The organism is Corynebacterium tuberculostearicum, assembly GCF_032821615.1.
GTDB lineage: Bacteria > Actinomycetota > Actinomycetes > Mycobacteriales > Mycobacteriaceae > Corynebacterium > Corynebacterium tuberculostearicum_H.
In genome coordinates this window covers 103,163-116,317 of the sequence record NZ_JAVBIF010000003.1, presented here as the reverse complement: position 1 = coordinate 116,317, position 13,155 = coordinate 103,163, and the positions used below count along the sequence as shown (strand labels likewise).

14 protein-coding genes are annotated in these 13,155 nt (G+C 58.5%); 2 read left to right on the top strand and 12 right to left on the bottom strand.

Going from position 1 to position 13,155, the window contains the following annotated elements; translation table 11 throughout:
• Positions 1-7: 7 nt before the first annotated feature.
• Genes RAE09_RS04315 through RAE09_RS04305 form a run of 3 tightly spaced genes read right to left on the bottom strand, consistent with a single transcriptional unit; the run spans position 8 to position 2,783 of the window.
• Entirely contained in the window at positions 8-1,141 is a 1,134-nt protein-coding gene (locus tag RAE09_RS04315) for a THUMP-like domain-containing protein (RefSeq protein WP_316981059.1), read from the bottom strand.
• Complete coding sequence (locus RAE09_RS04310) at positions 1,138-1,965, bottom strand: NUDIX hydrolase (protein ID WP_316981058.1); 828 nt, start codon at positions 1,963-1,965, stop codon at positions 1,138-1,140. Before RAE09_RS04310 ends, RAE09_RS04315 begins: the two co-directional genes overlap by 4 nt.
• The gene (locus tag RAE09_RS04305; RefSeq protein WP_005327654.1) at positions 1,962-2,783 is read right to left on the bottom strand and encodes an ABC transporter ATP-binding protein; all 822 of its coding nucleotides are present in this window, start codon (positions 2,781-2,783) and stop codon (positions 1,962-1,964) included. Before RAE09_RS04305 ends, RAE09_RS04310 begins: the two co-directional genes overlap by 4 nt.
• A 58-nt stretch (positions 2,784-2,841) precedes the next feature.
• Here RAE09_RS04305 and RAE09_RS04300 point away from each other — a divergent pair, with 58 nt between their 5' ends.
• Both RAE09_RS04300 and glgB read left to right on the top strand, forming a co-directional pair.
• Positions 2,842-4,851, top strand: coding sequence for a maltotransferase domain-containing protein (locus RAE09_RS04300; RefSeq protein ID WP_316981057.1), 2,010 nt, complete (start codon positions 2,842-2,844; stop codon positions 4,849-4,851).
• A 44-nt stretch (positions 4,852-4,895) separates the two neighbouring features.
• On the top strand, positions 4,896-7,013 hold the full coding sequence (gene glgB, locus RAE09_RS04295) for a 1,4-alpha-glucan branching protein GlgB (protein ID WP_316981056.1): 2,118 nt from the start codon (positions 4,896-4,898) through the stop codon (positions 7,011-7,013).
• A 5-nt stretch (positions 7,014-7,018) separates the two neighbouring features.
• On the opposite strand, the gene RAE09_RS04290 is transcribed toward glgB, so the two are convergent.
• From RAE09_RS04290 to RAE09_RS04250, 9 genes are all read right to left on the bottom strand, one after another.
• Positions 7,019-7,411 carry an arsenate reductase/protein-tyrosine-phosphatase family protein gene (locus RAE09_RS04290; protein ID WP_316981055.1) on the bottom strand — a complete coding sequence of 131 codons (393 nt, stop codon included), beginning with the start codon at positions 7,409-7,411 and terminating at the stop codon, positions 7,019-7,021.
• 18 nt (positions 7,412-7,429) lie between these two features.
• Positions 7,430-8,356, bottom strand: a complete 927-nt coding sequence (locus RAE09_RS04285) for a tetratricopeptide repeat protein (protein WP_316981054.1) — start codon at positions 8,354-8,356, stop codon at positions 7,430-7,432.
• On the bottom strand, positions 8,357-8,665 hold the full coding sequence (locus RAE09_RS04280) for a thiamine-binding protein (protein ID WP_005323373.1): 309 nt from the start codon (positions 8,663-8,665) through the stop codon (positions 8,357-8,359).
• A gap of 10 nt (positions 8,666-8,675) precedes the next feature.
• The gene (locus tag RAE09_RS04275) at positions 8,676-8,960 is read right to left on the bottom strand and encodes a hypothetical protein (RefSeq protein WP_083798067.1); all 285 of its coding nucleotides are present in this window, start codon (positions 8,958-8,960) and stop codon (positions 8,676-8,678) included.
• Positions 8,960-9,652 (bottom strand): endonuclease NucS, encoded by a 693-nt coding sequence (gene nucS / locus RAE09_RS04270; protein ID WP_040425035.1) that lies wholly within the window; start codon positions 9,650-9,652, stop codon positions 8,960-8,962. The genes RAE09_RS04275 and nucS overlap by 1 nt, the downstream gene beginning before the upstream one ends.
• Positions 9,653-9,675: 23 nt before the next feature.
• A complete protein-coding gene (locus RAE09_RS04265) occupies positions 9,676-10,152 on the bottom strand; it encodes a DUF2550 domain-containing protein (protein WP_005323376.1) in 477 nt (158 codons plus the stop codon).
• A gap of 185 nt (positions 10,153-10,337) precedes the next feature.
• The gene (locus RAE09_RS04260; RefSeq protein ID WP_005323377.1) at positions 10,338-10,706 is read right to left on the bottom strand and encodes a F0F1 ATP synthase subunit epsilon; all 369 of its coding nucleotides are present in this window, start codon (positions 10,704-10,706) and stop codon (positions 10,338-10,340) included.
• 10 nt (positions 10,707-10,716) lie between these two features.
• Positions 10,717-12,162: a F0F1 ATP synthase subunit beta gene (atpD, locus tag RAE09_RS04255; protein ID WP_005323378.1), complete on the bottom strand. Its 1,446-nt coding sequence runs from the start codon at positions 12,160-12,162 to the stop codon at positions 10,717-10,719.
• 3 nt (positions 12,163-12,165) lie between these two features.
• A complete protein-coding gene (locus RAE09_RS04250) occupies positions 12,166-13,155 on the bottom strand; it encodes a F0F1 ATP synthase subunit gamma (protein WP_316981053.1) in 990 nt (329 codons plus the stop codon).

The window sequence follows — 13,155 nt, the reverse complement described above, 5'->3', positions numbered from 1 at the left end:
GATATATTTATGTTGCGTAATTATCCTCGGACGATGATACTCGGGGTTGACACAGCAAGGCGATTCCCTGTGAGCCAATTCGCGTAATGATGACCGCAAATGGTTTCTTGCCCTTCAGCTTCATCTTCTTCCGCAGCTGGTCAGGGTCCACTTCTACCCCGCGTACAAGGATTTCTAAGCTTCCTGCGTCATAGGATTTAAGTACGGATTTTAATCTCTTTAGGGGTACTTTTTCTATGAATGGAAATCCCGAAGTCCCCTCCGGAATCCTCTCTCCTGTCAGGTACGCAATGCGCGGATCGATTTGATGCAGCCCTTCCCTGGCCGCGTAGTGCTGGACCAATCCCGCTCGAACGATGGCCCCATCCGGATCGATAAGGTAACTGCCAATGTCTCCAGCATCGGGTAGGTTGTCTGCGTGGTCATCGAGGACATCTAGCTTGCCTCCGCGAATCACCACTGCCCTTCGGCCGCTGCCAAGGCCTGGGGTATAAAGGCAGGCTTCTTTTACCCCGCCATCGACACTCGCGACGGTAACGAGGCCGTCCCACTCGCTAAAATCAAGGCCAGGCGCGCACTTGATGGCCAGTTCCTTGTCGCGATGCTTATCGACGACCTCCGGGAGCGGTGGCACCAAATCCTCCGGCCGCGTGATTCGCCTGCCACCGGCGCGGCGGGCCGGGTCTGCAAGGAGAACATCGGCAGTGGTAGTAGTCGTCAGCGCATCCGCGCGGAAAATCTTGGCGGAAGAAAGGTTATGCCTGGCCATTCTTACCCGTGATTCATCCAGGTCTGAGCCAAAATAGTCGAGCGGAGAATTATAGCCTTCGGTGCCGATGGAACAGGTGACGTCGTGGACGCTGCGCACGCCCTGCTCGGCGAGGAATTTCGTCCGATACGCCGCCACTTCGATGGGGGTTGCTTGCTGGGCAGAGTCTGCGTCCATAAGCCAATCGTGCGGGAGCTTGCCGGAACTGCGGGCGGTTACCAGCTCCATGACCGCACGGCCATACTCACCGAACTTAGCTTTGAGGATTTCGGCGTCTTTGAGCCGAGAAGCCTTGGTTAAGGTGAGGTCGAGGTGTGCTATTTCCTCTTGATGCTCGGCAAGGAAGTCGACTTCTGCGGGGGTATAACTCATATTCGGTCTACAGGGGTGGTGGAAAAGAATTCGCGGTAACGGGGATCTTCGCGTGGATCCCCAATGACGGGGCGCAGGTCCGAAAAGGACGCGTCCTCTAGGACCTCTTGTACGGAGGAATACTTGCTCAGCCTTTGCATCTGTGCCCACGTGGGGATGACAAGGCGCACCAGCCCGGCGCGCCAGCCGTCCAGGATGAGCTGCGGGGAGAACCATCCGGCATCATCTGCTTCATCGGTATCCCCATCGGGTTCCTGGCCGGAGGGCAACACCCCAACGAAGAAGAAAGTGTCGAACCAATGGCTTTTCCCCTTTCCTACCCAGCGCGCCCAAGGAAGGAGCATATCGGCGTCGACGCGCATTCCGTTATTGCTGAGGAATTCGGTAAAGGAAATGGTGTGGTTTTCGAGGAGTTTTCGCTCCTTGTGATAGCGCCGCGCATTGGAGACAATGCCGTCCTCGCGGATGGCGAAAAGGGTGCCGGCCTCCTCGAAGAGCTCGCGGGCAGCGGCGAAAACAAGGGCGTGGGCCTTGTACTTGGTCACCCCCATCCGGCGCGCCAAGGAGATGACAGACTTTCCGGCCCACAGCTCGCCCGAGTCCCAGGAACGCGGCGGAAAGTCACGTGGGTCTACACCGCCGCCCGGAAATACTGAATGCCCCGGGTAGTTGTGCATGGTGTGGACGCGCTCTTGTACCCACACTTCAAGACCATCAGCGCCGTCCCGCAGAAGCAGGACGGTTGCCGCCAGGCGCCCACCGTGGAAGCCGGTGGTATCGCTGGCGTCAATGGCATCGAGACGGTCATGAAAAGGATTGGTCATAGAGAAGCTCGGCGGGCGAAGTATCGCTGTCCAATGCGGTCCACCTGAATGGGCTGGTGGAAAGCGCGAGTCAAATTTTCGGAGGTGAGGACGGAATTAATCAGTCCTTTTGCCACAACTTTACCCTCATCCAACAGCATGGCGTGGGTGAAGCCATAGGGGATCTCCTCCACGTGGTGGGTGATCATGACAATCGCTGGGGCATCGGGGTCCATAGCTAGATTGCCAAGATATCCCACGAGGTCTTCGCGGCCTCCCAGGTCCATTCCCGCGGACGGCTCATCGAGGATGAGCAACTCCGGGTTAGACATGAGCGCGCGAGCGAGGACGACGCGCTTCTTTTCTCCCTCAGACAGGGTTCCCCAGGTGCGCTCTTTGAGGTGGGTGGCCCCAACTTGGGCCAAGATGTCATCCGCGCGGGAGAAATCCATGTCCTGGTATTCTTCCCGCCAGCGGCCCAGCACAGCGTAACCTGCGGAGACGACGAGATCGTCTACTCGCTCAGTATCCGGGATGCGCGATTGCACCGCCGCGGAAGAGATGCCTATAAGCGCACGCAGATCGCGCATGTCGGTTTTGCCGATTTGCTCCCCCATCAAAAAGGCGGTGCCTTTCGAGGGGAACTCTTCGGCCGCAGCCATGCGCACCAGCGAGGTCTTGCCCGCGCCATTGGGGCCAATAATGACCCAGCGCTCATCGAGCTCTACTTGCCAGTCCACGGGCCCGACGAGGGTCTTGCCGCCGCGGCGCAGCTCGACGCCGCGAAAATCTACGAGCCAATCTTGATCAGTGGGAGTTACGTCGTTCACGCCTTCCATTGTGACTGATTTGTTCTTTGCCCGGTGAAATTGACACAGCTGCATTAGTCTTATAAGCATGACTACTCGCCTTGGTATTGACGATGTCCGCCCGCTTATCTCCGCCGGTTCTGTAGCCTCCAAAGCAGTTGTTGGCGAGGTAATTCCTGTCACCGCCCTCGTCTGGCGCGAGGGCCACGACGCGGTCTCGGCAACTCTGTCTGCGTGGGCGGCACGGACCACGGCTACCTCCTCGGTCACCATGCAGGTTGATCCCGATGACCAGGATCGCGTACACGGCGTATTTACCCCGGGCACCCAAGGCACCTGGTACTTCCGCGTCGATGCCTGGTCCGATCCCATCGCCACGTGGAAGAACGCGGTAGCCAAGAAGATGGCGGCTGGGCAATCCGCTGCTGAGCTGGCCAATGACCTGCAGCATGGCGCAGAGTTGTTTTCTCGCGCGGCTCTGCAAACCCCGTCGGATGTGGTGGAACCGCTCTTTGCGGCCGCTCGGGACTTGGAGGATGAGTCCTTGGACGTCGATAAGCGCGTGCAGGTAGCGCTCTCGGAAGAAGTCGCAGGCATCCTGCATTCGCATCCCCTGCGCGACCTACTGGTGGAGGGAGCAATCCACGAGGTATATGTAGAGCGCCCGGCCGCACTCTATAACTCGTGGTACGAGCTTTTTCCCCGCTCCACGGGAGGCTGGGATGAAGAGGGAAATCCAGTCCACGGCACGTTCGAAACCACTGCCAAGGCACTGGAGCGGGTGGCCGATATGGGCTTCGATACAGTGTACTTTCCGCCTATCCATCCCATCGGCAAGGCGCACCGCAAGGGAAAGAATAACTCGGTCGTGGCCGAGCCCGGCGATGTGGGAAGCCCCTGGGCCATCCAGGACCACTCCACCACCCATCCGGATTTGGGCACGATGGAGGATTTCCAAAAGCTCGTCTCCCGCGCCCAAGAACTCGGCCTGGAGGTAGCGCTTGATTTCGCGCTTCAGGCATCGCCCGATCATCCGTGGGCGAAGAGCCACCCAGAATTTTTCACCGTCCTTCCAGATGGCACCATCGCCTACGCTGAGAACCCGCCGAAGAAGTATCAGGATATTTATCCGCTTAACTTCGATAACGCTCCTGATGCCATCTACCACGAAATCTATGAAACCTTGATGATTTGGGTGGAAGCCGGTGTAAGTACATTCCGCGTGGATAACCCGCACACCAAGCCGGCAAACTTTTGGGATTGGCTAATTACCCGCGTGCACGCCACCCATCCGGATGTCATCTTCTTGGCGGAGGCCTTTACCCGCGCGCCTCGCCTCTTCGGTCTAGCGAAGGCGGGCTTTTCCCAGTCCTATACCTACTTCACCTGGCAGACCTCTAAACATGAGCTCACCCAGTTTGGCCAGATGCACGTCGACCAGGCAGATATCTGCCGCCCCAACCTCTTTGTTAATACCCCGGATATCCTGCACGAGTCCCTGCAGACCGGTGGTCGTGCCATGTTCGCCATTCGCGCTGTCCTAGCCGCGACCATGTCGCCTCTATGGGGCGTGTACTCCGGCTTTGAACTCTACGAGCACACCCCGGTAGCCCCAGGTTCTGAGGAATATCTCGACTCTGAGAAGTACGAACTGCGCCCGCGCGATTTTGCGGCGGCGGCTGCGTCAGGAGATTCCCTTGAGTCCTATATCCGGCTGCTTAACCAGATCCGCCGCGATAATCCCGCTTTGCAGCAACTGCGCACCCTGCGGTTCCATGACACCGACAATGAAGCCATCATTGCCTATTCGAAGGCGGATCCAGCCTCCGGCAACGTAGTCCTCATTGTGGTCAACCTGGATCCGCGCAATGCACAAGAAGCCACCGTCACGGTAGATATGCAGGCTATCGGCCGCCACCCCGGCGAGTCCTATACCGTCCAAGACACGATTACCGGCTCTGCCTACCGCTGGTCCGAGCGCAACTTTGTGCGCTTAGAGCCGCTTCGCGACGTCGCCCATGTCTTCGTCCTTCCCCCTGCCGACCACGACCTCCAGGAACAGCTCACCTGGCGCGTAGTTAGCGACTATCGCCCGTAAACATTCGCCCACCGGACCGCACTCGAACTAGGTACTCTGATTGTATGACTATCCCGGCCGCTGACCTCGCTCGCCTCAATGACTGCCGCCACCATGACCCGCACGGTTTCTACGGTTGGCACGAAGGTACTATCCGTACCCGCCAACCGGGTGCTACCGCGGTCCAGCTGCACACCCCCACGCAAACCCTCTCCATGGATTCGGTGGGCGATGACATCTGGGAGGCGGAAATTGGCGATAACTGCGATTACCGCCTAGAGATCACCTACCCCGAGGCCCCTACCCGCACCGTGGCCGATGGATACCACTTCCTTCCCACCGTCGGCTCGCTAGATCTGCACCTGATTGGGGAAGGCCGCCACGAGCGCCTCTGGAACGTTCTCGGCGCCAACCTGCGTTCTTATGACACCGAGATGGGTACCGTGTCCGGCGTCTCCTTTGCCGTGTGGGCTCCCAATGCCCAGGGAGTTGCCGTCGTGGGCGATTTCTGTGGCTGGAACCCCACCCAATATCCGATGCGTTCGCTCGGCTCTACCGGCGTCTGGGAGGTCTTTGTTCCCGGTATCGGTGCTGGCGAGCACTATAAGTTTGCTATCTTTAGCCACGAGGGCCGCAAGGACAAGGCCGATCCCCTAGCCAAGCGCACCGCCTGCCCGCCGGAGACGGACTCCATCGTGGATTCCACCAGCTTCGCCTGGTCCGATTCCGCCTGGATGGACAAGCGCACCGGAAACCTCGATGTCCCGATGAGCATCTATGAGGTCCACGTCGGCTCGTGGAAGGTCGGGGCGAATTATAACCGCCTTCGCGAGGAGCTCATCCCTTATCTCAAGGAGCACGGTTTCACCCACGCCGAGCTCTTGCCCGTGGCCGAGCACCCCTTCGGCGGATCCTGGGGATACCAAGTCTCTGGCTACTACTCGCCGTCTGCGCGTTGGGGCTCGCCGGATGAATTCCGAGAGCTGGTCAATGCCCTGCACGAGAATGGCATCGGCGTCATCGTAGACTGGGTGCCAGCCCACTTCCCCAAGGATGATTGGGCCCTTGGTCGCTTTGACGGCCAGGCTCTCTACGAGCACCCCGATCCCCGCCGCGGCGAGCAGGCCGATTGGGGCACCTATGTCTTTGACTTCGGCCGCAACGAGGTCCGCAATTTCCTCGTGGCCAACGCCCTCTACTGGGCCGAAGAATTCCACATCGACGGTCTGCGCGTAGACGCCGTGGCTTCCATGCTCTACCTGGACTATTCCCGCGATGAGTGGCTGCCCAACCAATATGGCGGCCGCGAGAACCTTGAGGCCGTGCAATTCCTGCAGGAAACCAACGCCACCCTCAACCGCACGCATCCAGGCGTACTCACCATTGCCGAGGAATCCACTTCCTGGCCGGGAGTTACCGCCCCCACCTCTGAAAACGGCCTAGGCTTTTCCCTGAAATGGAATATGGGCTGGATGAATGACACCTTGGAGTACTTCAAGCACGAACCCATCCACCGCTCTTATCACCATGGCGAGCTCACCTTCTCCATGGTCTATGCCTATTCTGAGCGCTACGTGTTGCCGTTTAGCCACGACGAAGTAGTCCATGGCAAAGGCTCGCTGTGGCAGCGCATGCCTGGCGACGACTGGAATAAAGCCGCCGGACTCCGCACCCTCTATGGCTACATGTTCTCCCACCCCGGCAAAAATCTGCTCTTCATGGGCCAGGAATTTGGCCAAACCACCGAGTGGTCCGAGGAGCATTCCGTGGATTGGGGCAATCTCGATGGTTGGGGCAATGAATGGCACCAGGGCATTAAGCGCCTCGTACGCGATATCAACCTCATCTACCGCGATACCCCAGCTTTGTGGAGCCAGGATTTCAGCCAAGACGGCTTCCAATGGGTCAAGGCCGATGACTCGACGAATAACGTGCTGGGTTACGTCCGCTACGGTGCGGACGGCTCCGCTCTACTCGCCGTGTGCAACCTTTCTGGCTCTTCCATCCCCAACTATGGCCTCTGGGTTCCACAGGACGGCGAATGGCAGATGGTACTCAACACCGATGACGCCGTCTACGAAGGCGCTGGGAACCCACTTCCCCAGCACATTCACGTGGCGGAGAACTCCGCCACGCTTCACCTACCGGCTAACTCGGTGCAGTGGTACGTACTGGAGAAATAAAACGCCTATCGCTGCGCGCGTAGGAACTCCACCACGCGCGCTTCGATGTCATCGCGAAGGGCATCCATGCGCTCTTCGCCCTCCAAACCACGCAGTGAAGGATCCTTGATGTCCCACCGCTGCGCTGGCCCCTCATATTTCGCATCACCTACTACGATGACGTGGTCGACAGCGGCAGCCAGGTGGGGATCCACTAGAGCAGGGGTACCTGTCATTTCTGCTCCCACCTTCGCGAGGGAAGCTTTGGCTTCTTGATTGATGCCCTGCTGGGTATGCTCCGGGGTAGTTTGCACCCCGGCCGAGTAAATATCCCAGTCAGGCGCATGCTTGGCGGCTAGCGCCGCAGCCATCTGCGACTTGCCGCGATTTGTATTGCACAGGAAAAGCACTGATGTCATGCTTTTATACTACCCGAGCTAGTACAAGGCACTTGCCAGCTTGGTGCGAGCTTCCATCACGCGCGGGTCATTGCCCTCAAAGAGCCCGAAGAGCTCCAGCAAGCGCTCGCGAACGCGTGCTTTCTCATCGCCTGCCGTTGTCTTCATCGTCTCGATGAGGCGATCAAAGGCCTTTTCTGGGGCGCCGGCAACCACTTCGGCGTCGGCAGCTCGCATTTGCTTATCGACGTCCCCTTTATCCCCTTCCGCGGCCGCAATCGGGTCCTCGGTCTGGTTGGCAGGATCGAGGCGCTGGAGCAAGACTGTGGTGTCGCGCGCCTGTTTGATCTGCACATTATCGGGCTCGGATTCCAAGATGGAGTTGTAGACGTTGAGAGCGCCATCAAAGTCACCGGCGTTCAAAAAGCTTTCTGCTTCCTGGAGACGCGGATCCTCTTCTTCCTCTTGTGGCTGTTCCGATGCCTCATTGCTTTGCAGGCCCTTCAGCTGTGGTCCAACATTTTGCACCAGGGTATCTACCCATTGCTTTAGGGCGTCTTTGGGTTGCGCACCCTCAAAGTTCGTTAGTGGCTGCCCAGCGCCCAAGGCCACGACTGTCGGCAGATTCTTAACACCAAAGGCCTGCGCAACCTGCGGAGTAGCATCCGCATCCACGTAAGCAACCAAGAAGCTCAAGTTTCCTTGCGCGGCCATATCCGCAAGGTCAGTCTTCAACTGCTCCGACTGGGTAGAGCGAGCAGTACCGATGAGGACCACGACGGGAACTTCCGTAGACCGGCGAACCACATCTTGATCGAAGTTGGCCTCGGTCACCGTGAAGAAGGGCTGGACGCCGCCGACACTTGTCTGCGGCGATTCCTGTGCCTTTTGCCGAGCCTCGGCTCGCGCCTTGACCTGGCTGAGGTCGAGCGCTCCTCCTACATAAGCATTATTTGGTGAAGTCATCTAGTCCTCCTTTGCAAGGCGGCGGTTAACCGCATCTACTTTGTCCGTTAGCTGATTAGTTACGCCTTCGCGAATATCGGCCTTGACCACCAAAGAAGTGCGTGGAGAAACCGCACGCACTGCGTCGGTGGCCTTTTTAATCGTGTCAAAAACCTCGTCCCATTCGCCTTCTAGCAAGGTGAACATGGCATTAGTCTCGTTGGGCAGGCCGGATTCGCGGACCACGCGCACAGCCTCGGACACGGCATCGGCCATTTCTTGGGAGTCATTATTGACCACCGCAGGGGCTACAGAAAATGCAACAATCATGCCCGCTAGTCTACCTACGCTCCCAGCAGTGGCGGTGCCAATGCCTGCGATCGTCGCCCTGGCGGCCCACGTCCCGCGGCCAGGCGACGATGTGCGCTACCCCGGGCGGAATGTTTTGGTTACAGCCAGGGCACAAGTAGTACTTCTGAGCGCGAGCAGAACCAATATGCCGCATGACGTAGGGCTCGCCGTGCGTCCAGCATGGTCCCTCGACCGTTTGCGAGCCCAGGAAGGTTGAGCCGTCCTTAGGCAGGGATCGAACTTCTACGGGTTTACGCCTATTTCGCCGTGGCATTAGAACAGTCGCAATTCATTGGACTCAAGCCCGCGCAGCTCTTGGTAATCCAGTACGACGCACCGAATGCCGCGGTCCTCAGCCAAGGTACGAGCTTGCGGCTTGATTTCCTGGGCCGCAAATACACCGGACACAGGGGCGAGAAGCTCATCGCGGTTAAGCAGCTCTAGATACCGAGTCAACTGTTCTACGCCATCAATGCCACCGCGGCGCTTAACCTCGATGGCGACGTTATTATTGTTCTCATCCTTAGCCATAATATCCACAGGACCGATGGCCGTGGGATATTCGCGGCGCACTAAAGTGTAGCGCTCGCCCAAGGTATCAATCTGGTCCGCCAAGAGCTCTTGTAAGTGAGCTTCGACGCCATCCTTGACTAGGCCTGGATCCTCGCCCATGTCATAGGAAATTTCTTCATGGATCTCCTCGATGGTTATACGCAACTGCTCACCCTTAGGGTTTTCCACCAGCCACAGGATTTCCCCGGTATCGTCACCGTCGAGGTCCTCGATTGCGGACTCCTTCAGGGTGCACGGGGGTGTCATCCAGTTAAGCGGCTTATAAGCGCGGTCGTCGGCATGCACGGACACGGAACCGTCCGCTTTGACGATGAGCAGGCGGTCTGCCATCGGCAGGTGGGCATCCAAGCGGCCCACGTAATCTACTGAGCATCGGGCGATTACTAAACGCATGTTCTCTACCCTAGCGGGTGAAGTTATCGCTTGGATTGACGGGTAGCACGCTCGCGCAATTCCCGGAAATCAAAGCGCTGCTGGCGCTTTGATGGAGCAGCCTCTACCCACGCCCCGAAGGCCATGATGCCGTGTGCGTCGGACGCCAGCTCATATTCTTTTCCCTTGGCCCGAAAGCGAACGACCTCGGTGGCAGCGGACATAAAAGAAGCCTCGTCATCATCAAGCGGGCGGGTGCTCACTACTTCGATGTCGAGGCGGTTAATGCGCAGATCGCAGCGCGGAGAGACAGAACGGAGCTTGAAATACTCCACAAATTCGCCTTCATAACGCAACGAACCATGGCGCCAGGAAAGGGAATTCTTAGCTGGAACTCGACGCAGAAGGACTGAAGTACCGCGCGATCGCACGGTGAAAAAGCGAAGCGCAGCCAGAAAAATAACTAGCAGCAGGGCCACTGCAAGGGCCCACAGAAGCACTGCAACCACCGTTGAATTCATGGGCCTTTCACGCCATCCTCGCTCTGTGGAGAAACTGATTCTTTGGATTGTAGCGCCTTGAAGGTCCTACACGCCAATAAGAAAAGACAAAGAAAAAACGAAGAAGGCGCACCGGCTATAAACCGATGCGCCTTAAGAGAGCAGGAAGGGCGGCTATTGCTGCCCTCTCCTACCAATCCAAGGTATTAAGCCTTGGCGCGGCGAACTGCACGCTGTGCGGCCTCGCCACGGGACTTGGTGAGCTCGTGCTCAGAAGCGAAATCCTTCTGAGCCTTCTCCTCATCCACCTCATTGGACCAGATGGCCCAATCAGCGAGGACGGTAATCTTGTCCTGGGTAACGGAGAGGAAACCACCCTGCACGGCGGCGACGCGGCGCTCGCCGTCCACTGGGTGGATGGTCACCACGCCATTATCGATCAGCTGACCGATCATTGGCTCGTGACCGGGAAGCACGCCGATCTCACCCTCGGTGGTCTCAGCCGTGACCATGGAGGCCTGTCCAGACCACAGCAGGCGCTCGACGGAAACCAATTCGGCGGTGATGTCAGCCATGTGCCTCTCCCTACTTCTCGTTCAACTTCTCGTATGCAGCCTTGACGTCGTCCAAGCCACCCAAGCCGTTGAAAGCCTGCTCTGGGTAGTGGTCAAACTCGCCATCGCAGATGCGCTCGAAGGCATCGATGGTCTCAGACAGCGGCACGTAGGAGCCCGGCAGGCCGGTGAACTTCTGTGCGACGAAGAAGTTCTGGCCCAAGAAGCGCTCGATACGGCGGGCACGCTGAACGGTGACCTTGTCCTCCTCGGACAGCTCGTCCATACCAAGGATGGCGATGATGTCCTGGAGTTCCTTGTTCTTCTGCAGAATACCGATGACGCGCTGTGCAACCTCGTAGTGCTTCTCGCCAACGATACCCGGCTCGAGGATACGAGAGGTAGAGGTCAGCGGGTTCACTGCTGGGTAAATACCCTTGGAAGCAATAGCACGGTCCAGCTCGGTGGTGGCGTCCAGGTGAGCGAACGTCGTTGCCGGAGCCGGGTCGGTGTAGTCATCGGCAGGAACGTAAACGGCCTGCAGGGACGTAATGGAACGGCCCTTGGTCGAAGTAATGCGCTCCTGCAGAACACCCATCTCATCAGCCAGGGTTGGCTGGTAGCCCACAGCGGAAGGCATACGACCCAGCAGGGTCGAAACCTCAGAGCCGGCCTGGGTGAAACGGAAGATGTTGTCGATGAACAGCAGCACGTCCTGGTTCTGCACATCGCGGAAGTACTCCGCCATGGTCAGGCCGGACAGAGCCACGCGCATACGGACTCCTGGCGGCTCATCCATCTGGCCGAAGACAAGTGCGGTATCTTGCAGCACGCCCATCTCTTCCATCTCCAGGAAGAGGTCGGTGCCCTCACGGGTGCGCTCGCCGACGCCGGCGAAGACGGAGGTACCGGAGAACTCACGGGCGATACGGGTAATCATCTCCTGAATGAGAACGGTCTTACCCACACCTGCGCCGCCAAAGAGGCCAATCTTGCCGCCCTTAACGTACGGGGTCAGCAAGTCAATGACCTTAATGCCGGTCTCCAGAATCTCGGTCTTACCCTCGAGCTGGTCGAACGCTGGCGGCTCGCGGTGGATGCCCCACTGCTCACCATCGCGGCCGAGACCCGGCTCGTCGAGGCAGTCACCGAGGGCGTTGAAGACGTGGCCCTTGACGACGTCGCCGACCGGCACGGAAATTGGCTTTCCGGAGTCGATGACCTCGGCACCGCGGACGAGGCCGTCGGTCGGTGCCATGGACACGGTACGGACAAGGTTGTCACCGAGGTGCTGAGCGACCTCGAGGGTGACGGTCTTTGCAACAGCTTCGAGCTTAATGTCGACGTGCAGTGCGTTGTACAGGGCCGGCAGTGCCTCACGTGGGAACTCCACGTCCACAACCGGACCGATGACGCGCACGACACGACCGGCGACTGCCGAAGACTGTGCATTCTGCTCTTGCAGAGCTGTAGTCATAATCTAGTCACTTTCTGCGCTGTCAGATAGCGCGCCAGCGCCACCGACGATCTCTGAAATTTCCTGGGTAATCTGTGCCTGACGGGCCTGGTTAGCCACGCGGGAGAGGTCCTCGACCATCTCGGTTGCGTTGTCAGTAGCAGACTTCATAGCTGTACGGCGTGCAGCGGACTCGGAAGCAGAAGCTTCCAAGAACATAGCAAACAGGATACGCGAGACGTACTGCGGAAGCAGCGCTTCCATCAGCGTATCTGCGTCTGGCTCGAATTCGAATCCAGCGGCAATATCGTCCGCCGACTCGGAATCCGACAAAGCGGAGTCCCCGAGGTGATACTCCTCATCCTGAATAACCGGCTCAACCGGCAACAGCTGCTGCGCACGCGCGGTCTGGGTCAGCATGGATTCAAACTCGGTGTAGACAACGTGCACCTGGTCAAAGCCGCGTACACCTTTGCCCTCACCCTGCGAATGCAGGCCGTCACGGTCCTTGGTAGTGCCGTGAGAACCAGCAATGAAGCCATCAATCAAGTGACGGCGCACATCGTGGGTAGTCTCCCAAGTTGGATCCTGAGAGAAACCGCCCCAGCTGCCAACTACCTCATCCTCACGGAACTTGTAGTGGCCGATGCCCTTGTTGCCGGTGACGTAGCGAACTACCTCGTAGCCCTTGCTTTCCAGGAGAGCTTGCAGCTGTGCGGCCTTCTTGAAGACGTTGTTGTTGTAGCCGCCACACATACCGCGGTCAGAAGTGACCACGAGGATGGCGGCGACGTTTCCGTCTTCACGCTCACGCAGCATGTCATGCTCCAACGTAGAAGCCGCAGCCAGCTTGTTCATTATGCTGGTCATCTCAGCCGCGTACGGCTGTGAGGCCTCTACCCTAGCCTGCGCCTTGGTAATGCGCGAGGTAGCAATGAGCTCCTGGGCCTTGGTGATCTTCTTAGTCGAATTGACGGACCGGATGCGGTCACGTAGCTCGCGAAGATTAGCCAT